The following is a 16,421-nucleotide window of genomic DNA, read 5'->3' on the forward strand; positions in this document are numbered from 1 at the left end:
ATTATGACCGCTGTACTCAAGTCCCCTATGATCGGCGCGATAACTAAAACTCATTTCACTGGTTTGAGTTGCTACATTTAACTCTTCAAGTAATTTACAAAAGTTGGGGTATGTTTTTTTGTTAAAAACGATAAATCCTGTATCAATCGAGTATACAGTTTCTTGAGTGATATAGGCGCGGTTTTTTGGACGAAAAAAGGTAATTTTTAAGAGCTATTCTTCTAAGTAACAGAGGAGAATAGAATGAGCAAAAAAAGAAACTATTACACGGCATCAAAAAAATCAAAGATAGCAGTTGCGGCAATTGAAGGAAAATTGACTCAGGCTCAACTGACCAGCGAATACGGTGTGCATCCTACCCAAATTAAAGCATGGAAGCAAACAGCATTGCAGGCTATTTCAGATGCTTTTTCCAATTCTCATGATAAGGATAAAAAAGAGCAAGCCGAGCTTGTTGGTGCTTTGTATGAGGAAATTGGTCGACTTCAAGCCCAATTATCATGGTTAAAAAAAAAGACTGCCACTGAGCTTGGATGAAAAGCGTAAGCTGATTGATAGCAACGCTGAAATATCAATCCGAGAACAATGCATGCTACTCGGATTGAGTATTTCCAGTTATTATTACAAAGCGTCTCCTATATCAGCAGAGGACGAGCGGCTCATGGCGCTGTTAGACGAGCATTATCTCCAGTATCCATGTGAAGGTAAAGTGAAGCGCGCACAATGGTTGTCCCTTGAAGTTGGCTATCCTGTTGGTAAACGACGCATCAAGAGACTCATGGAGGCTATGGGATTAGAAACCGTCTACCCAAAGCCAAATACAAGCGTTCCCAATAAAGAGCACACCGTGTACCCCTATCTATTACGTGACATCGATATCACTAAGCCTAATCAGGTCTGGGCTGCTGATATTACCTACGTGCGTATGAAGGGAGGCCATGTTTACTTGGTTGCCATCATGGACTGGTATAGTCGGTATGTGCTTCAATGGGCGGTGTCCCCAACATTAGAAGCAGAATTTTGTGTAGAGGCGCTAAAAAACGCGTTATTACAGGGGCGGTGTGATATTTTTAATACCGATCAGGGTGCTCAGTTCACGTCTAATGATTGGATCAATACCTTGAAGGCCCACAAAATCTCTATCAGTATGGATGGGCGCGGCCGATACCTCGATAATATTTTCATAGAACGTTTATGGCGCAGTGTTAAGCAAGAAAAACTCTATCGGTATGATTTCGAAACAATCGAAGAGATAGAGCTGGAATTAGCTGAGTATTTTGAATATTATAACAACCGAAGACTCCATCAGTCTTTTGGATATTTAACACCAGCTCAAGTGTATTTCGGACACCCTAGTACGGTTTCTAAAACATAGTTCGGTGTGTCATGGCTTACCCACAGGGTCCACAGGCCTATCCGAGACGATGAAGGCTCTACTGGCCTATGGACTTGTGGATAAGCCATTCTGTGAGAGCAGGAGTTAATAAACCAATTCGGAATAGCTCTTATTTTTCCTGAATTTTGTTCCAGATTACCAGACCTAGATTAGAGTTTCGACAGATAGAGTATGTGTATGACCACCAAGATAATCGTTGGCTTCAAATAAGGAAACATCATGGTTTTTGCTTAAAAGATAGGAACTCGTTAAACCAGAAATTCCTGAGCCAATTACTGCAATCCTTTTTTTCAAAAAAAATTCCTTTTTCATCAGGTTGTTTGGTAATTTATGTGAATGAAGAAACTTTGGCAAGGGTATTTTTCTCATGGAGTTATCGGTAGGTAAATATGCCCCTATAATTATTTGTGCAGCAAAGCGAAATCAATTGCAGAATGCCGTGCTTATGGAATATTGTAACTCTTATGGGGAAAACTATTTCTCTGCATGCAATCATGCTCAATAAGATTATTGAAATAGATTAAAAAATAAAAGTGCATTCACAATAGTGAACGATTAGTTAGAGTGGATTTACAATTAAAATAATTAATATCTGCGGACGACCGCGATAATCAGATAAGGACTTATACATGACCAAGCTCACTTTGACCACTACCGGTGGTAACCCGATTGGTGATAATCAAAATGCTTTAACTGCTGGAGCCAGAGGGCCTCTATTACTTCAAGATTACCAATTAATTGAAAAATTGGCGCACCAAAATCGAGAGCGAATACCCGAGCGTGTGGTTCATGCTAAAGGTTGGGGAGCACATGGCGTTTTAACAGTGACTCATGATATTACTGCCTACACAAAAGCTGATTTATTTTCTGAAATAGGAAAGAAAACAGAATTAATTACACGCTTTTCAACAGTGGCTGGTGAAATGGGGGCTGCAGATGCTGAGCGAGATGTACGTGGATTTTCAGTAAAGTTCTATACAAAGCAAGGTAATTGGGATCTCGTAGGTAATAATACTCCAGTATTCTTTATTCGTGATCCTTATAAATTTCCAGATTTTATTCATACACAAAAAAGACACCCCAAAACGAATCTTCGTTCACCTACAGCAATGTGGGATTTCTGGTCGTTATCGCCTGAAAGTCTTCACCAAATTACCATTTTATTTTCAGATAGAGGGTTACCTCAATCTGTTCGCTTTATGGATGGTTTTGGTTCTCATACTTTTAGTTTTATCAATAAGAAGAATGAGCGATTTTGGGTTAAATTTCATTGTAAAACAATGCAAGGGCATAGACATTGGACAAATGAACAAGCCGCTGAAGTGATAGGTCGTACAAGGGAGTCGACTCAGGAAGATTTATTCCAAGCCATCACCCAAGGTGATTATCCAAGATGGCGATTTTGTGTGCAAATTATGACTGAAGAGCAGGCGAATAGCTTAGAATACAATCCCTTTGATCTTACCAAAGTTTGGTCACAGCGTGATTTTCCTTTAATGGACGTGGGAGTTTTAGAGCTGAATCGAAATCCTGATAATTATTTTGCTGAAATCGAACAACTTGCATTTTCGCCCTCCAATATTGTTCCTGGAATTGGGTTTTCTCCAGATAAAATGTTGCAGGCGCGTATTTTTTCATATGCAGATGCACACCGTTATCGAATAGGGACCCATTACGAATCATTACCGGTTAATGCTCCCAAATGTCCTGTACACCATTATCACAAGGATGGTTCATTACGCTTTTACGATAACAATACAGAGTACTCCGAAGCTTATTACGAGCCGAACAGTTTTGCTGGGCCAAAGGAAGATCCTAAGTACAACGAGCCTCCTTTGCCTATCAACGGAGATGTAGATCGATATGATCGACACCAGGATACTGATGATTATAGCCAGCCAAAAAAGTTATTCCATTTGTTTAATCAAGAACAAAAGCAAAGACTCTATGCAAACATAGCCGAAAGCATGCAGAGCGTTCCTGATTTCATTATTGAGCGGCAAATTAAATTATTTGATCAAGTCGATAAAGAATATGGCGCTGGTGTACGAAACGCGTTGAAGCATCGAGCGAAATGATCAAATAAGTTAAGCACGCATGAATGTTTGGGTTATAGATCCTATTCAATCTGAATCAAACGGATAATTTACACTTTAAGAGGTAAGAACGATGGAAATGGGCTTTTAGATTTTTGCAAAGCCATTGAAAATGACAAGTGCTATGGTACCTCAGAAAAAAAACTTACACGCTAAGTTAGAAAAGAGAATCAAAAGCGATGGAGTGAATAAATTACTCTGTATGACTCAAGCAATCATTTTATTTGAAGGCTTTTTGGGATCTTAGGTGAAGATAACGATGTCAAAAAGCCCCATTTACCCCTGAAGATTAGCAAGACTAGCGCTATTGAATAAACTGGGTATCATTATTTTAAAACACAACCTGAGAGGCATCCAGTTTTGCGCTTTTACCTATGAAGGTAATCCAGTAACTCGCTGTACTAATCATGCGTAGCAAAAAAGCATTGAAATGAGCCGAGATTAATAATTTTCGTTGGCATGATTTACCTCGCACTTCACCGCTAAATCCAATTTTCATTTGCAGTAAAGGCGATAGTTAGCCAACGATGTGGTGTGTCTTCACCAATAGCCAACGCAATTTCATTACGAATTTCATCCAAGGTTTCAATGCTTGAAATTGGAAAATTCTTGGGTACTACGATATGTATTTCAATAAATTGTGCACGCCCTATTTTTGCAACGTAGCTTGTATAGGTTTGGAAATTACGCAATTTGGTCAGCTCATCTAAAAACTCTCTTATTTTTTCATCAAGCTCCAAGGGGGCCATGCGAAATATATCTCGCATGGCATCGCGCACTGCGGTCATAGGAACAAAAATCAAACAAGCAGTAAGAATCGCTAAAATAAGGGGATCAATGTAGGGAGTAAAGTATGCATAGGCTCCACCCTCCAATAAAGCAGCGATGCCAAAAGCCAATAAGAGAGACGAGGAAATCAACGCAGACATTAACCAACTTTGAATGTCTAATCGCAAAAATTCAGATTTAATTTTGCGGTTCTTTTTAATTAAATAAAAATACATGCCAGTTGATAAAAAAAATACCAAAAGTGCGAACACAAATGCCCAATCAAAATTCAGCTCATGTCCACCGGATATTAGACTACCTATCGCATTTATCATCGCATAAGTACAAAGAAGTATTAGAATACTACCATTCAAAACAAGAACCATGGGTTCAATATGCCAGTAGCCATATTGAAACTTTCGATTTCCTTTACTGGTTAGAAGACGAGCAACAAAAAAGGCCAGGATTGACATAACGGTATCAACCATATTAAACATACCGTCAAATACGATAGCCAATGAGCCCGACAATAGCCCAAATAAAATACCTACCACCGCTAAGAGAAAGGTAGCAGCTATTGATATTTTAAGAGCTCGTCGTTCATGAAGACCCGCTTGTATTGTCATTTGAGTAATGTCCTGATGTAAAATAATGTCTTATCTCTATATATTATCGTTTCAACAGCTCCTATAAATCCATAGGTTTTGTATTATTAAGCCTTTCAAATAACAACGGCTTCTTTTTTTCCAATTGTTGCGGTAAATTTTTTGTAGGGTTTAGACAAATCAATTTATTTTATGCACATTAATTTTGCGTCCTTTTAATTTCCCACTTTGCAAATATTGGTACGCCTTATCTGCTTGGTTGTGGTGAATTGCAACATAGGAGTACATGGGGGTGATGTTAATTTTACCAATTGTGTTGCCTGCTAATCCTGCATCTTTGGTTAATGCTCCAAGGATATCACCGGGGCGAATTTTATCTTTTTTACCGGAACCAAGACAAAGTGTAACCATTTCTGGTATTAACGGTGTAGTGGGGTGGTTTTTTAGCTCATCAATGTTCCCCCAATGAATGGGCTGCTGTAGATTGTCTTCAATGATGCAAATTCGTTGTGCATCTGCTGGGGTTGTAATATTTAAGGCAATGCCTTTACTTCCTGCTCGTCCAGTGCGACCAATACGATGAATATGGATGTCATTATCAAAAGCGAGATCAAAATTAATCACCGCAGAAAGCTCCTTGATATCAAGTCCTCGTGCCGCAACATCCGTGGCGACAAGAATAGAGCAGCTTTGGTTGGCAAAACGCAAAACAGCGAGATCACGATCGACTTGCTCCATATCTCCATTTAAAGCGATGGCACTGAAGCCTTCGTGGATAAGCTGGTCTGTTACTTCCATTGTTTGTTGTCTGGTATTACAGAAAATTAACGTTGATAGAGGACGATAGTGCAACAGTAATGATTTTAATAAGGGATATTTCTGAGCTTGTTTCGAGACCTCATAAAAATATTGTTCGATATCAGTTTCTTCAGGAGGAGTTTCTACATAAACTTCTTTGGGGTCTTTCATAAACTGCTTTGAAAGCTGTTTGATTTCTTCGGGATAGGTCGCAGAAAAAAGAAGAGTTTGTCTTTGTTTGGGACAAATCGAAATAATGTTTTTAATGTCATCAAAAAAACCCATATCCAGCATTCTGTCTGCCTCATCTAAAACCAAGGTTTTTACCTGAGATAAGTCTAAAGAGGAGTTTTTTAAATGCTTAAGAACTCTCCCAGGTGTTCCTACAATGATATGCGCTCCATGCCGTAATGAATCAATCTGAGGTTTCATTGGTATACCACCTGATAAATTAATAATTTTGACATTGGGTATCAAACAGGCTAATCGGCGGATAACTTGACTTACTTGCTCGGCCAGTTCACGGGTGGGGCAAAGAACTAATGCTTGAATTGCAAAAAAAGAAACTTTTAAATTATTTAATAAAGACAAAGCGAAAGCAGCGGTTTTTCCACTCCCTGTTTTTGCTTGAGCAATAATATCTTCATTTCGAAGAATTATGGGTAGGCTGTGCATTTGAATAGGGGTCATATTTTCATAATTTGAAGAAGCAAGGCTCTTTATTAATTCTTGGCGAAGAGGAAGTTGAGTGAATGATAGGTGCTGAGCGGCATCTTTTGTTTGAGTCATGAAGCGTTTTCCCGTATTGGTGCTTAATTTGCCATTGATACGTATAAGGTGTGGTCTCACCTGATGTCGTGTTTTTGTCACATTTTAATAATTCTCTTTTTTTCGTTCAAGAAATGCTGCAGCTCACTCTTTATGGATAAAATGGTTTGATATATAAAGGTAAAAATGTATAGGATAATCTGTCTACAAGGTAAAATATTATATAAAAACTAGTTTAAATTATCGATGACGTCCGCGTGAGGTGTGTTTCTCTTGGGCCATAGTTACTTTTAATGGACGTCCTTCCAGGATTTTCCCATTCATACCTAAAGAGGATTGAGCTTCTTGTTGGGAGCTAAAGGTTATAAAGCCAAAACCTTTAATGTGGCCAGTAAAGCGGTCTTTGATTAAAAGAAGTTCGTCTACCTTACCATATTTTGAAAATTCTGCTTGTAATGTCTCTTCAGTCACTCCAAAGGGTAAGTTGCCTACAAAAATTTTATTTTGCCTCACTGTTGTTTCCTCCAAGTAACCACTACAACTACAAAGAGATATAGTGGTTAAATAATACTAACTACTTAAATTAAAGAGCTATTATATTTTGTGCTTGAAGACCTTTTGCTCCTTGCGTCACAATGAATTGCACTCGCTGACCTTCTGTGAGGGTTTTGAAGCCAGAACTTAAAATTTCTTTAAAGTGGGCAAATACATCCGGCCCAGAATCTTGCTCAATAAAACCAAACCCTTTTGATTCGTTAAACCATTTAACAACCCCGTTTACTGTTTTAGACATAAGTAATCCTTATATTTATTGTAATGCCTGGATAGGCGAATTTAGCCGGAAACCGGTCAAGAATTAAAAACTACAGAACGAGGGATTAAATGAATAAAACGACGATTTGGAGAGTATAAAATAGACATTTTCTAGCTGAGTTTAGATTACTACTCTTTAAGGGTAAAAGTCAATCGATTTGTAGCATGCCAATTGTTTAAGGCGCTCAATATCCTATTTATGCAATAATATTTTAAAGGATTGTATCAACATTTTATTTTCTTTTTTTCTTCGCTTAATCATATTATACCTTTCTTCGCTCGTACACATGGTGCGCCTACACGCTTTAATATCGAGAAAAAATGTTTACTTACACATCGAGAATCTATTTTGATGACATTCAAATTAAAGAATGCTCTGGGAATAATTTAGACTCTCTTTTTATTTGGATGCTAAGCCAGCAGGAGAGAGAATTTGGTAATTACAATGGTCAAATTACTTATAACAAAACGCATCTAATTGAAAAGGAATTTTGAACCAGTTCTTATTAGTATGCAGTTATTTTCATTTTTGTTGCGCTACGTTTTTTATTCGTAGATGATGCGTCCTTACATGAGTCAATTATTTACGTATTAAGTCTTTAACCGTAAAGGAATCATTCATCAACATATATGGGAGATTTTTGAGCGTTTTCTTTTACTGCGTTTATAAAAAATTGACGACCTTCTTTGTCAGAGAAACTATTAATGCCAATGAATTTTTGGGTACATGATGGACAAAGGTGATAGCAAAGGAATTGTCCATTTTTGGCTCGAGATTTACCTCTTAAGGAAAAATCACTTTTAATTTCTAAACAATAATGACACGTTTGGTAGCTCATAGATATCCTATATAAATAGCTAATTGCTCCTAATGACTATGAGGTAATGAAAAGAAATTGCAGGATAAAAATGAATTTCCCTAGATAGGCAATAAGAAGATAATAGGGCGTATAATTAAAATACACCACTCAATAATTATAACATCTAATTGGCTAATACACTATATCATGATGGCGCGCTCGGAGGGACTCGAACCCCCGACACCTTGGTTCGAAGCCTGATACTCAATAATAGAAAACATTATAAATCAACAACTTACGATGCATCAAATCATCGAATTACTGCCTAGAACTGCCACAAATACACTACAAACGGTCACTGTTACGGCACGATTTCGTCACTGTTGTGTCAGGCAGCGCTAGGCAGTCCCAATCAATATTTCCCTGTGCGACATACAGCCACATTAGAGTCCTATTGTTGATTATTAGTATTTTGATTAGACTGACTCTGAATGGTATAATCTCTTATTACCTGAGTTAATAAAAATACAAAACGCGTATTTGAATTTGAGAGTGGTTGCGCTATAATATGATTAACCATGCCCGTCACGCCTCTCAACGATGCGCACCACGACGGGTTATTTTTTTATGGCTGAAAAGAGTTATACGAAACCTGCACTTACTGTTAGTCAACAGCTGGAGTTTTTAATTTCTCAGGGTTTGCAGATTGAGGATCAAAAACTAGCTATTCGTGCATTGGAAACAGTAAGTTATTATCGCTTATCATCCTATCTTTTGCCTTTTAAGCAATCCCACAATGCAAAGAACCCTCGCCAATTTAAAGAAAACGCTACATTTGAACAAGTTTGGCAGCTTTATCAATTTGACAGAGAGCTAAGGTTACTTGTTGCTGATGCAATTGAAAAAATAGAGGTGGCATTTCGAGCGGCATTAACCAATGTGACAAGTATCCGATTTAATCCTTTTTGGTATGTAGAACGAAATTATTTTAAGGCTAAAGCTGGTGCAAATAGAGAAAGAGATTTTTTTGATGATTATCTAAAAACAATTAAAACGATTAGTACCAATAAGCAGGAACTATTTATTCAACATTATCATAAGAATTATGATAAACCATATTTTCCACCAATTTGGATGATGGTTGAGGCACTCTCCTTTGGTGTCTGTTCTAAGATGTTTAATAATATCCAGTCGAAAGATGTGCGTAATGAGATTGCTTCTTTTTTAGGTCAGCATACAACTGTAATTGAATCTTGGATAAAAAGTTTAACCTATACAAGGAACCTCTGTGCTCATCATTCAAGATTATGGAATAGATGGCTTGTTATTCCTCCGCTAATACCTAAGAATGCGCCTATTAAAACCCATATTGATGGTAACTATCGTTTTCAATTAATCGCTTTTATCATAGATCAATTATTAGAAACAATTGCACCTGAATCTAATTGGAAAATAAAGCTCTTTGAGCTATTTGAAAGAAATGAGCAGTTTCCAGGAATTGAAATGGGATTTATAAATAATTGGCGGGATGATCCAATATGGCATTGTTGAATAAATCAAAATTAGGCAACATTTCACCTAACCGGATTGGTTTTACTTCACTTTCACAGAGAATGGCATACCCAGTGAAGTGATTCGGTTTAAAGCACGCGTAGCAATCCCACCTTCTGTTTTTTGCTGAGGTAATTCCCTTGCTTTCATGGCTGTCCCCATGACTTTTTTGTAACGCAAAATAGCCAACTCTATATGGCTGCGCAAACCATAATTGTTTTTCTTTTGCCATACCATACACCCCACGTCCTGCAAAAGGCAAAAATGATCGTCGCGCTGAGTGTTCGCTTTCCAGCTAATCACGGCAACTGATGGAGGAGGAATGACGTTCTTTGCATCGGGCTGTTTCGTCAGTATAGCCTCATTAAAAGCAAAGCTTGTTTCTTTAATTGCTTTTCCAGGAGAATTATGAAATTCAGCATTATCTACAATCAAGCTCTTGTCTGTTCCTTGAAATCGACCCGCTTGAATCCATGCATCTGGAAATATTTTGGCTCTGTCCTTACCAAATAATATTAACCCTGAAACTGTAGGTACTTTTTTGCCTTGATAATCCATTAAGATAACGACCGTTTCTAGATCTTTCTTATTGATCTTCCTAATTTTTTCGAATTGCTCTAAAGCAGCTCTGAAGTCTATCGCTTCGGAGTTCAATGCAGTTAAGGGTTGCTCATCAAAAGTTTGATTGCTGACTATGCGATTTAACTCTTTAATCATTTCTGTGTCAGCTTTTCTATTTGTGGTTCCAGCACGAATATATACTCCTTCTTCTGGTCCTGATTTTTTTATAATAATGATGTCTAGTCTAGCTTGGGAAGACACGAACAATTAAAAGATAAATATCCCGCCATAGAATAGTATCTATTTCGGGAAAAATGTGTGGGGCAATTGATCGCTAATAAGAATGGCAACTTTTTCTCTGATGTTTTTTGTTCTAAAATAAAAACGTAGATACCAAAAAGCTTGTCCATTGAGTCAATTGGTATTTCGAGATCTCTGGATCTTCCAGTTCAACCGCTGTAAATCGACGTTCTATAAAGTCAAGAATAAAAACTTGAGGATTGAATCTTAGGGTGGTTTGTATTTGGGGCAAAATATAATTTGGATTTTCTATTAAGGAGGTGGTTTTTAAGCCACCCCTTAGAATAATTTATGCTGCACTACGTCCTTTATGGGTATCAACGACAGGAAAGTCGATGTCCGTCTTGAATGCTTCGTTGAAGTAGTTAGTGAAAGTGTTCATCGCTACATGCGCTAAAATTTCAACCATTTCTTCATCACTAAATCCAGCTTCACGGACAGTCTTGATGTCGAACTCACTCACCCCACCACGACGTTCAATCAGTTGAGTAGCAAAATTGAGAGCCACTTGTGTTTTCTTATCAGACGATTTTCCTGAGAGGTTTTCTTTAAGTTCATCTTTATTAATCCCTGCTTTTTCTCCAAGATAGGTATGAGCGGATGCGCAGTAGTTACAGCCATTATAACCTGCTGAGACCAATGCGATTTGTTCGCGTAGTTTAGGGTTAAGAGCACCTTTGCTAAGAGAGGTCATAATCCCAATGTAGGCTTCCAGTGCCGCTGGTGAGTTGGCAAATGTGCTGAATAGATTTAATTCAGTGCCCATAGCTTTTTTTGTGCCTTCTAGTAGCTCTTTGGCTTTGCCTTGTGCGTTAGCGATAGAGATTTTTTTAATACGTTGCACGATACTTCTCCTTATTTTTGGATAGATTGGAATACGACAGTATCCTCTTGCCCTTTATAATTGTAGTAGACCATATAACTTACGTCAAGGAAATTGACAGTTGTTCGGAATTCTGTTGTTCGGAATTCTGACTATACTTAAGATTAGAGCATTAATCAGTGAGAAACCACCATGAAGCGTATTATCAAAGGTTTGTTATTTTTTTTCATGAGTGTTGCCTCTTTGACAGCCTATGCAGAACAAGCCTATAAACGACCTTCAGATGCTGTCATCAAACAAAAATTATCAACAATTCAATATAATGTTACTCAACAACAGGGTACAGAATCCCCGTTTAATAATGCTTATTGGAATAATGAAGAGCAGGGTATTTATGTTGATGTTGTTACCGGTGAACCATTATTTATTTCGCTCGATAAATATGACTCTAAGACTGGCTGGCCGAGTTTTACCAAACCGCTAGAACCTGGAAACATAATATATAAAGATGATAGCAGCATGTTTACTAGTCGGACTGAAGTGATTTCCAAACATGGAAAATCACATTTGGGGCATGTTTTTGATGACGGCCCTCCGCCCACCAATAAACGTTTTTGCATGAATTCTGCGGCGCTGGAATTTATTCCAGTCAAGGATCTGCAGAAAAGAGGTTATGGTAAGTATTTGCCACTATTCAAAAATGCAGGAAAATAACGTGAAGTAATATGCCAAGTTTATGGCTCACAACAAGATTTGCCTTTGATAAACAGAGCTTAGGCAGTTGAGTGGTTTTGCCTGGTTTTTGCAATTTATCAATTAATCAGCTACCTTTAAGCTGGATAATATTATCAACAGGGAGCTTAAAATGGACAAGCGAAGTTTAATTATAGCAGCTGCAGCCGCGGCTTTATTTACCTCTGGCGTAAATGCAGCAGCAAGCCAAGAGACTAACTCAGGTAGTAATACTACTATGATGAAGTCAGAAAAAAACAGTTGTAAGGGGCATAATAGCTGTAAAGGCACTAACAAATGTAAAGGGACTAATAATTGTAAGGGTACAAATAAGTGTAAAACTAGCCATAATAGTTGTAAAGGCACTAATAAATGCAAGGGCACTAACAGTTGTAAGGGTACGAACAGCTGCAAAGGTAGTAGCAATTGTAAAAGCAACCACAAATGTAAATCATAATCTGTATTGATATAACTATTGATGTCTTGAATGAGGCATCAATACTCATAGGAACTACCGCCAGGATGGTACAATCGATGGAGAAGAGTCAAGAGGTTCGCATACCCTATCCACCTCTAGGTATGGGGCTTGGTCTTAGAACAGAACATTATCAATATATTTTAGAACATGTACCAACAATCGATTGGTTTGAAATTCTTACGGAAAATTACTTGGTTGATGGAGGAAATCCACTTTATTATTTAGATAAGATTCGCGAACATTATCCTATGGTTATGCATGGGGTTTCTTTATCAATCGGAAGTTCAGATCCACTAAATAGTGACTACTTAAGCAAAGTTAAAAAACTAGCTGACCGAATAGAGCCAAAATGGATTTCCGATCACTTGTGCTGGACTGGTGTACATCAACGAAATATGCATGATCTATTACCCCTTCCTTATACTGAGAAAATGATTAGCCATATTGTTGAACGGGTCAAAAGTGTACAAGATTTCTATCAACGGCAACTAGTATTAGAAAACGTTTCCAGCTATATCACTTATAAACAATCTGAAATGACTGAGTGGGAGTTTTTATCTGAAATAGCCAATCGAGCAGATTGTTTCATTTTATTGGATATTAATAATATCTATGTAAGCGCTTTTAATCATGGTTTTGATTCAGAAACTTATCTAAACCATATTCCAGTAAACCGGGTCCAACAATTTCATTTAGCAGGCCATATGAATTGTGGTGAATATATTATTGATACACACGATCACCCAGTTATCAAAGAAGTCTGGGAGCTATATGCTAAAGCGATTAACCGATTTGGTGATATTTCAACCATGATTGAACGAGATGACCATATTCCAACATTTGAAGAACTATGGCAGGAATTAGACTATGCAAAAAAAATCAAGCAAACAAGCTTGTCCAAAGCAAAAGTGAGCTTAGTGCATGAAACCATCTGATGATCTCTATATATTATTACAAAACTCTATTTTGAGCGATGAACCGCTTATTGAACCCTATTTACAACTGCCACCAAAAGGTTGTATTGCTGACAGAATAGCGATATACACTGATGGATTTTATAGCAGGCTTGAAGAAACACTATTAAGTGATTATCAAACGTTAGCAGTATTAATGGGTCAAGATGAGTTCAGTCAAATGTGTCAAGATTATGTGGGATTATACCCCTCATACAGCTATTCTCTTAATTTTTTTGGTCAACACCTAAGTAAATTTCTGTCTGAAAAACCACCCTATAATAAAAGGCCGCATTTAGGAGAAATTGCATCCTACGAATGGGCTGAAGCGCAGGCGTTTACAGCAGCTGACGCAACGCTACTTACAACAACGGAGTTACATCTTGTGCCTGGAAGCGAATGGCCTGACATGAAATTTTATCTTCATCCATCTTGTCATTTATTATCAATGCATTGGAACAGTTTTGACCTCATTAAAGCATCAAGAAATGGTTACAAGCATCCTCCTCGTCCTAAAAAAATGGCTCATTCACAATCTTTAGTCATTTGGCGCCGCCAACTTCAAATAAGATATTATCTACTGGATAAGTTAGAGCTAAATATGTTAAAGGCAATCCAAAACAAGGCTTCTTTCATAGAAATTTGTGAACAATTAATCTATGAAATGAAGGATGAGAAAGCGGCAAGCTATTTGGTAAAAAAATTGTATGTTTGGCTTGAGGAACAATTGTTTGTCCATCAATTGAATCCTTTTGTCTAAAACACTATTATGCCTCGTTTCTAGTCATTCATTAAAATCATTGGTTTTTTCTATCTGTATTTCTTTTTCTTAATGGAGGTAATAAGTAAATTATTTGCTCTAAAAGTAAAAAAGGACCATACTCAATTGGACAGCACAGAGAATTTATTTCGTGCTCCTACAAGGAAGGATACATGGACAAATCCTCAAAACCATCAGGCAAGCGCTCCATAAAAGCTGAAATGATTTAATTCAACTATTAATGCTTTTCTACTAATGGTCGCCAGGCTGCCTAAATGTGTGTAATTAAAAGTAGCATTGGATGGTTTATTATAAACAAGAGCCGCAATTTTTTTGCAACAAAAGCGCCGCTTTGTTTTGCGGCAGGTGCAAGTCCAGGGAAAGTTTTTCCGTGCCACTTCAATGTAAAAAGATTTAAATATGGTTAACACTTTTATAAGGATAGCAGCGATGAAAAAACTTAACTCATTGTATATAGCGCAATTAATATTTATTTTTATGATGCCAGTTCTTGCCTGGGCTTCAGATATTTCCTACAGTTTGGTGGGTATTCAGGGGTATGATCCTGTGTCTTATTTTCAACAAGGTGGGCCTGTACGTGGTAGCGGAAACTACACGGAATATTATGAAGGTGTGAGTTATATTTTTTCTAATCAAGAGAACAAAAAAACATTTCTTGCAAATCCTGAAAAATATCTTCCCGCTTATGGAGGATATTGCGCGTATGGCGTATCCGTTGGGAGCAAAATAGTGAGTGATCCTTTAGCTTGGAGAATTGTGGATGGAACACTGTATCTAAATTTAAACAGCAAAACACAAGATGTTTGGGCAAAAAATATACCTGGCAACATAAAGAAGGCAAATATTAATTGGCCAAAAATTAAAGGCATCGACCCTAAAGACTTATAATAAGTTGCACTGTTTTAATATAATCCTCCTCCCCACTTAGTTTGCATCCGGATTTGTTTTGCGGTTCGAATTAAGAAGTTTGGAAGGGGAAATGATGTAATGAGTATGTATTCATTAAGTAAAGATTCGGGAAATTGTGGTGATTAATACAGACTCTATAGCCTTTAAACAGACTACCGTCAGCGGTAAGCCAGTAATCGTGGCTGGGAAAGCCTTGACATCTTTTAATATTCACCTAAACTTTTCATTAAAACGTTGAGCTTAATATATCGATAATATCATGTTCATTAGCTGAAGAAGGAATATGAAAGAAAAAAAAAGGAGTAAAACAAGTAAATACCTTAGTAATTTAGTTTTAATTCTTGCTCTCTCCATGATGGTTAGCTCAGCTGTGATTTCATATTTCTTTATCAGACAAAATGAGCTGCTTATATCTTCTTTGAAAATGCAAGCGCAGAACAAACAAATTCTCATTAAAGATGTATGGAACAATATAGTAAAAAAAGAAACCAGAGCTGATATCGCGATACTTCTGTCTGTTTTACCTGTAAAAGATGAGGTCGAAGTTCAGGTCATTAAAAAAGACTATTTGAGAGACTTTTCTGAGTTAACAGGAACATCAAGTACAGCGGATATTGTCAAAGAGGTTAAAAAGGAAATTGAGCGTTATGGTGAATATATTGATAATTTATATCTTGATCAAGTGACTATTCAAAATAAAGCAACTGCAATCGAAGGTAGTAATAAATTGTATTCTGAAATAGCGTTCTTTCTACAAATATTTAGCGTTGTATTGATTATTTTAAGGAAGGATTTTACAGAATAATAATAGTCTCAACGATGGATCTTAATCCCAAGTTACTCCTTAACATGAAAATTTATAAACTTGTTTAACCTTGACAGCGAATTGATCGGTGCTACATTTAAAGGATAACATATCGGATAGTCCTGAAATAATATGATTATTTTCCAATACCATGTTATGTAACTGTTATATTAATAAAGGAGCATTAAAATGATAAAAAGCGGAATTTTTACAGCAGTTGCAGCAGCGATAACTTTAACAACTAGTGTTGCATTTGCTGAAGGTGAAATGGAGAAATGTAGCGTTGTTAAAGATGGCAAGGGATTAATTAAGGAAAACAAAGCAGATTGCAAAGGTTCTTCCCACTCCTGTGCTGGACAAAATAAAGCAGGTGATTCTGAATCGTGGATCTTAGTACCAAAAGGTCAATGTGATAAAATAAATGCGGGTGATTTTAGCGCTGTTGGGCAAGACATTAAAGATAAAATAGAAGTTGCAAATTAAT

General features: G+C 37.1%; 18 protein-coding genes. 10 read left to right on the forward strand and 8 right to left on the reverse strand.

From position 1 onward, the window contains the following. Positions 1–243 precede the first annotated feature (243 nt). Together OQJ26_RS04720 and OQJ26_RS04725 are read left to right on the forward strand one after the other, a co-directional pair. Entirely contained in the window at positions 244–537 is a 294-nt protein-coding gene (locus OQJ26_RS04720; RefSeq protein WP_065235619.1) for a hypothetical protein, read from the forward strand. Next, entirely contained in the window at positions 530–1,375 is an 846-nt protein-coding gene (locus OQJ26_RS04725; RefSeq protein ID WP_082650874.1) for an IS3 family transposase, read from the forward strand. The genes OQJ26_RS04720 and OQJ26_RS04725 overlap by 8 nt, the downstream gene beginning before the upstream one ends. Positions 1,376–1,540: 165 nt before the next feature. Here the strand turns inward: OQJ26_RS04725 and OQJ26_RS04730 are convergent, their stop codons facing one another. After that, complete coding sequence (locus OQJ26_RS04730) at positions 1,541–1,690, reverse strand: NAD(P)-binding protein (protein WP_265702816.1); 150 nt, start codon at positions 1,688–1,690, stop codon at positions 1,541–1,543. 335 nt (positions 1,691–2,025) lie between these two features. Here OQJ26_RS04730 and OQJ26_RS04735 point away from each other — a divergent pair, with 335 nt between their 5' ends. Then, a complete protein-coding gene (locus tag OQJ26_RS04735; RefSeq protein WP_265702817.1) occupies positions 2,026–3,474 on the forward strand; it encodes a catalase in 1,449 nt (482 codons plus the stop codon). Positions 3,475–3,974: 500 nt separating this feature from the next. Here OQJ26_RS04735 and OQJ26_RS04740 read toward each other — a convergent pair whose 3' ends face one another. From OQJ26_RS04740 to OQJ26_RS04755, 4 genes are all read right to left on the reverse strand, one after another. Next, entirely contained in the window at positions 3,975–4,886 is a 912-nt protein-coding gene (locus tag OQJ26_RS04740) for a cation diffusion facilitator family transporter (RefSeq protein WP_265702818.1), read from the reverse strand. A 159-nt stretch (positions 4,887–5,045) separates the two neighbouring features. Next, a complete protein-coding gene (gene dbpA / locus OQJ26_RS04745) occupies positions 5,046–6,452 on the reverse strand; it encodes an ATP-dependent RNA helicase DbpA (RefSeq protein WP_265702819.1) in 1,407 nt (468 codons plus the stop codon). Positions 6,453–6,671: 219 nt separating this feature from the next. Then, positions 6,672–6,944 (reverse strand): RNA recognition motif domain-containing protein, encoded by a 273-nt coding sequence (locus OQJ26_RS04750; protein WP_265702820.1) that lies wholly within the window; start codon positions 6,942–6,944, stop codon positions 6,672–6,674. 70 nt (positions 6,945–7,014) lie between these two features. Continuing rightward, positions 7,015–7,224: a cold-shock protein gene (locus tag OQJ26_RS04755; RefSeq protein ID WP_058498931.1), complete on the reverse strand. Its 210-nt coding sequence runs from the start codon at positions 7,222–7,224 to the stop codon at positions 7,015–7,017. Between the two features lie 1,447 nt (positions 7,225–8,671). On the opposite strand from OQJ26_RS04755, the gene OQJ26_RS04760 reads away from it, so the two are divergent. Next, on the forward strand, positions 8,672–9,595 hold the full coding sequence (locus OQJ26_RS04760) for an Abi family protein (RefSeq protein ID WP_165482904.1): 924 nt from the start codon (positions 8,672–8,674) through the stop codon (positions 9,593–9,595). A 42-nt stretch (positions 9,596–9,637) separates the two neighbouring features. Here OQJ26_RS04760 and OQJ26_RS04765 read toward each other — a convergent pair whose 3' ends face one another. Then, positions 9,638–10,417, reverse strand: a complete 780-nt coding sequence (locus OQJ26_RS04765; RefSeq protein ID WP_242605416.1) for a hypothetical protein — start codon at positions 10,415–10,417, stop codon at positions 9,638–9,640. 328 nt (positions 10,418–10,745) lie between these two features. Next, on the reverse strand, positions 10,746–11,300 hold the full coding sequence (locus OQJ26_RS04770) for a carboxymuconolactone decarboxylase family protein (protein ID WP_131774959.1): 555 nt from the start codon (positions 11,298–11,300) through the stop codon (positions 10,746–10,748). Positions 11,301–11,471: 171 nt separating this feature from the next. Here OQJ26_RS04770 and msrB point away from each other — a divergent pair, with 171 nt between their 5' ends. Beyond that, on the forward strand, positions 11,472–11,993 hold the full coding sequence (gene msrB, locus OQJ26_RS04775) for a peptide-methionine (R)-S-oxide reductase MsrB (RefSeq protein WP_131774958.1): 522 nt from the start codon (positions 11,472–11,474) through the stop codon (positions 11,991–11,993). A gap of 102 nt (positions 11,994–12,095) precedes the next feature. On the opposite strand, the gene OQJ26_RS04780 is transcribed toward msrB, so the two are convergent. Next, positions 12,096–12,455 carry a hypothetical protein gene (locus OQJ26_RS04780; RefSeq protein WP_265678076.1) on the reverse strand — a complete coding sequence of 120 codons (360 nt, stop codon included), beginning with the start codon at positions 12,453–12,455 and terminating at the stop codon, positions 12,096–12,098. A 90-nt stretch (positions 12,456–12,545) separates the two neighbouring features. On the opposite strand from OQJ26_RS04780, the gene bufB reads away from it, so the two are divergent. From bufB to bufA1, 5 genes are all read left to right on the forward strand, one after another. Further along, positions 12,546–13,424, forward strand: coding sequence for an MNIO family bufferin maturase (gene bufB, locus OQJ26_RS04785; RefSeq protein ID WP_131774956.1), 879 nt, complete (start codon positions 12,546–12,548; stop codon positions 13,422–13,424). Continuing rightward, positions 13,411–14,202, forward strand: a complete 792-nt coding sequence (locus tag OQJ26_RS04790) for an HvfC/BufC N-terminal domain-containing protein (RefSeq protein ID WP_131774955.1) — start codon at positions 13,411–13,413, stop codon at positions 14,200–14,202. Before bufB ends, OQJ26_RS04790 begins: the two co-directional genes overlap by 14 nt. A gap of 450 nt (positions 14,203–14,652) precedes the next feature. Further along, positions 14,653–15,111 carry a YHS domain-containing (seleno)protein gene (locus OQJ26_RS04795; protein ID WP_165482902.1) on the forward strand — a complete coding sequence of 153 codons (459 nt, stop codon included), beginning with the start codon at positions 14,653–14,655 and terminating at the stop codon, positions 15,109–15,111. A 304-nt stretch (positions 15,112–15,415) separates the two neighbouring features. Beyond that, the gene (locus OQJ26_RS04800; protein ID WP_131774953.1) at positions 15,416–15,937 is read left to right on the forward strand and encodes a hypothetical protein; all 522 of its coding nucleotides are present in this window, start codon (positions 15,416–15,418) and stop codon (positions 15,935–15,937) included. 189 nt (positions 15,938–16,126) lie between these two features. Then, positions 16,127–16,420: a BufA1 family periplasmic bufferin-type metallophore gene (gene bufA1, locus OQJ26_RS04805; RefSeq protein WP_061489742.1), complete on the forward strand. Its 294-nt coding sequence runs from the start codon at positions 16,127–16,129 to the stop codon at positions 16,418–16,420. The last annotated feature ends 1 nt before the right edge of the window (position 16,421 follow it).

It is taken from the genome of Legionella sheltonii (assembly GCF_026191355.1).
In the GTDB taxonomy this organism is placed as follows: domain Bacteria; phylum Pseudomonadota; class Gammaproteobacteria; order Legionellales; family Legionellaceae; genus Legionella; species Legionella sheltonii.

What these genes read in the sequence shown, in the direction of transcription:
- msrB (WP_131774958.1), top strand. Translation starts at nt 11,472, where the DNA reads ATGAAGCGTATTATCAAAGGTTTGTTATTTTTTTTCATGAGTGTTGCC.
- dbpA (WP_265702819.1), bottom strand. Translation starts at nt 6,452, where the DNA reads ATGACTCAAACAAAAGATGCCGCTCAGCACCTATCATTCACTCAACTT.
- OQJ26_RS04800 (WP_131774953.1), top strand. Translation starts at nt 15,416, where the DNA reads ATGAAAGAAAAAAAAAGGAGTAAAACAAGTAAATACCTTAGTAATTTA.
- bufA1 (WP_061489742.1), top strand. Translation starts at nt 16,127, where the DNA reads ATGATAAAAAGCGGAATTTTTACAGCAGTTGCAGCAGCGATAACTTTA.
- OQJ26_RS04720 (WP_065235619.1), top strand. Translation starts at nt 244, where the DNA reads ATGAGCAAAAAAAGAAACTATTACACGGCATCAAAAAAATCAAAGATA.
- bufB (WP_131774956.1), top strand. Translation starts at nt 12,546, where the DNA reads ATGGAGAAGAGTCAAGAGGTTCGCATACCCTATCCACCTCTAGGTATG.
- OQJ26_RS04795 (WP_165482902.1), top strand. Translation starts at nt 14,653, where the DNA reads ATGAAAAAACTTAACTCATTGTATATAGCGCAATTAATATTTATTTTT.
- OQJ26_RS04790 (WP_131774955.1), top strand. Translation starts at nt 13,411, where the DNA reads ATGAAACCATCTGATGATCTCTATATATTATTACAAAACTCTATTTTG.
- OQJ26_RS04740 (WP_265702818.1), bottom strand. Translation starts at nt 4,886, where the DNA reads ATGACAATACAAGCGGGTCTTCATGAACGACGAGCTCTTAAAATATCA.
- OQJ26_RS04735 (WP_265702817.1), top strand. Translation starts at nt 2,026, where the DNA reads ATGACCAAGCTCACTTTGACCACTACCGGTGGTAACCCGATTGGTGAT.
- OQJ26_RS04760 (WP_165482904.1), top strand. Translation starts at nt 8,672, where the DNA reads ATGGCTGAAAAGAGTTATACGAAACCTGCACTTACTGTTAGTCAACAG.
- OQJ26_RS04755 (WP_058498931.1), bottom strand. Translation starts at nt 7,224, where the DNA reads ATGTCTAAAACAGTAAACGGGGTTGTTAAATGGTTTAACGAATCAAAA.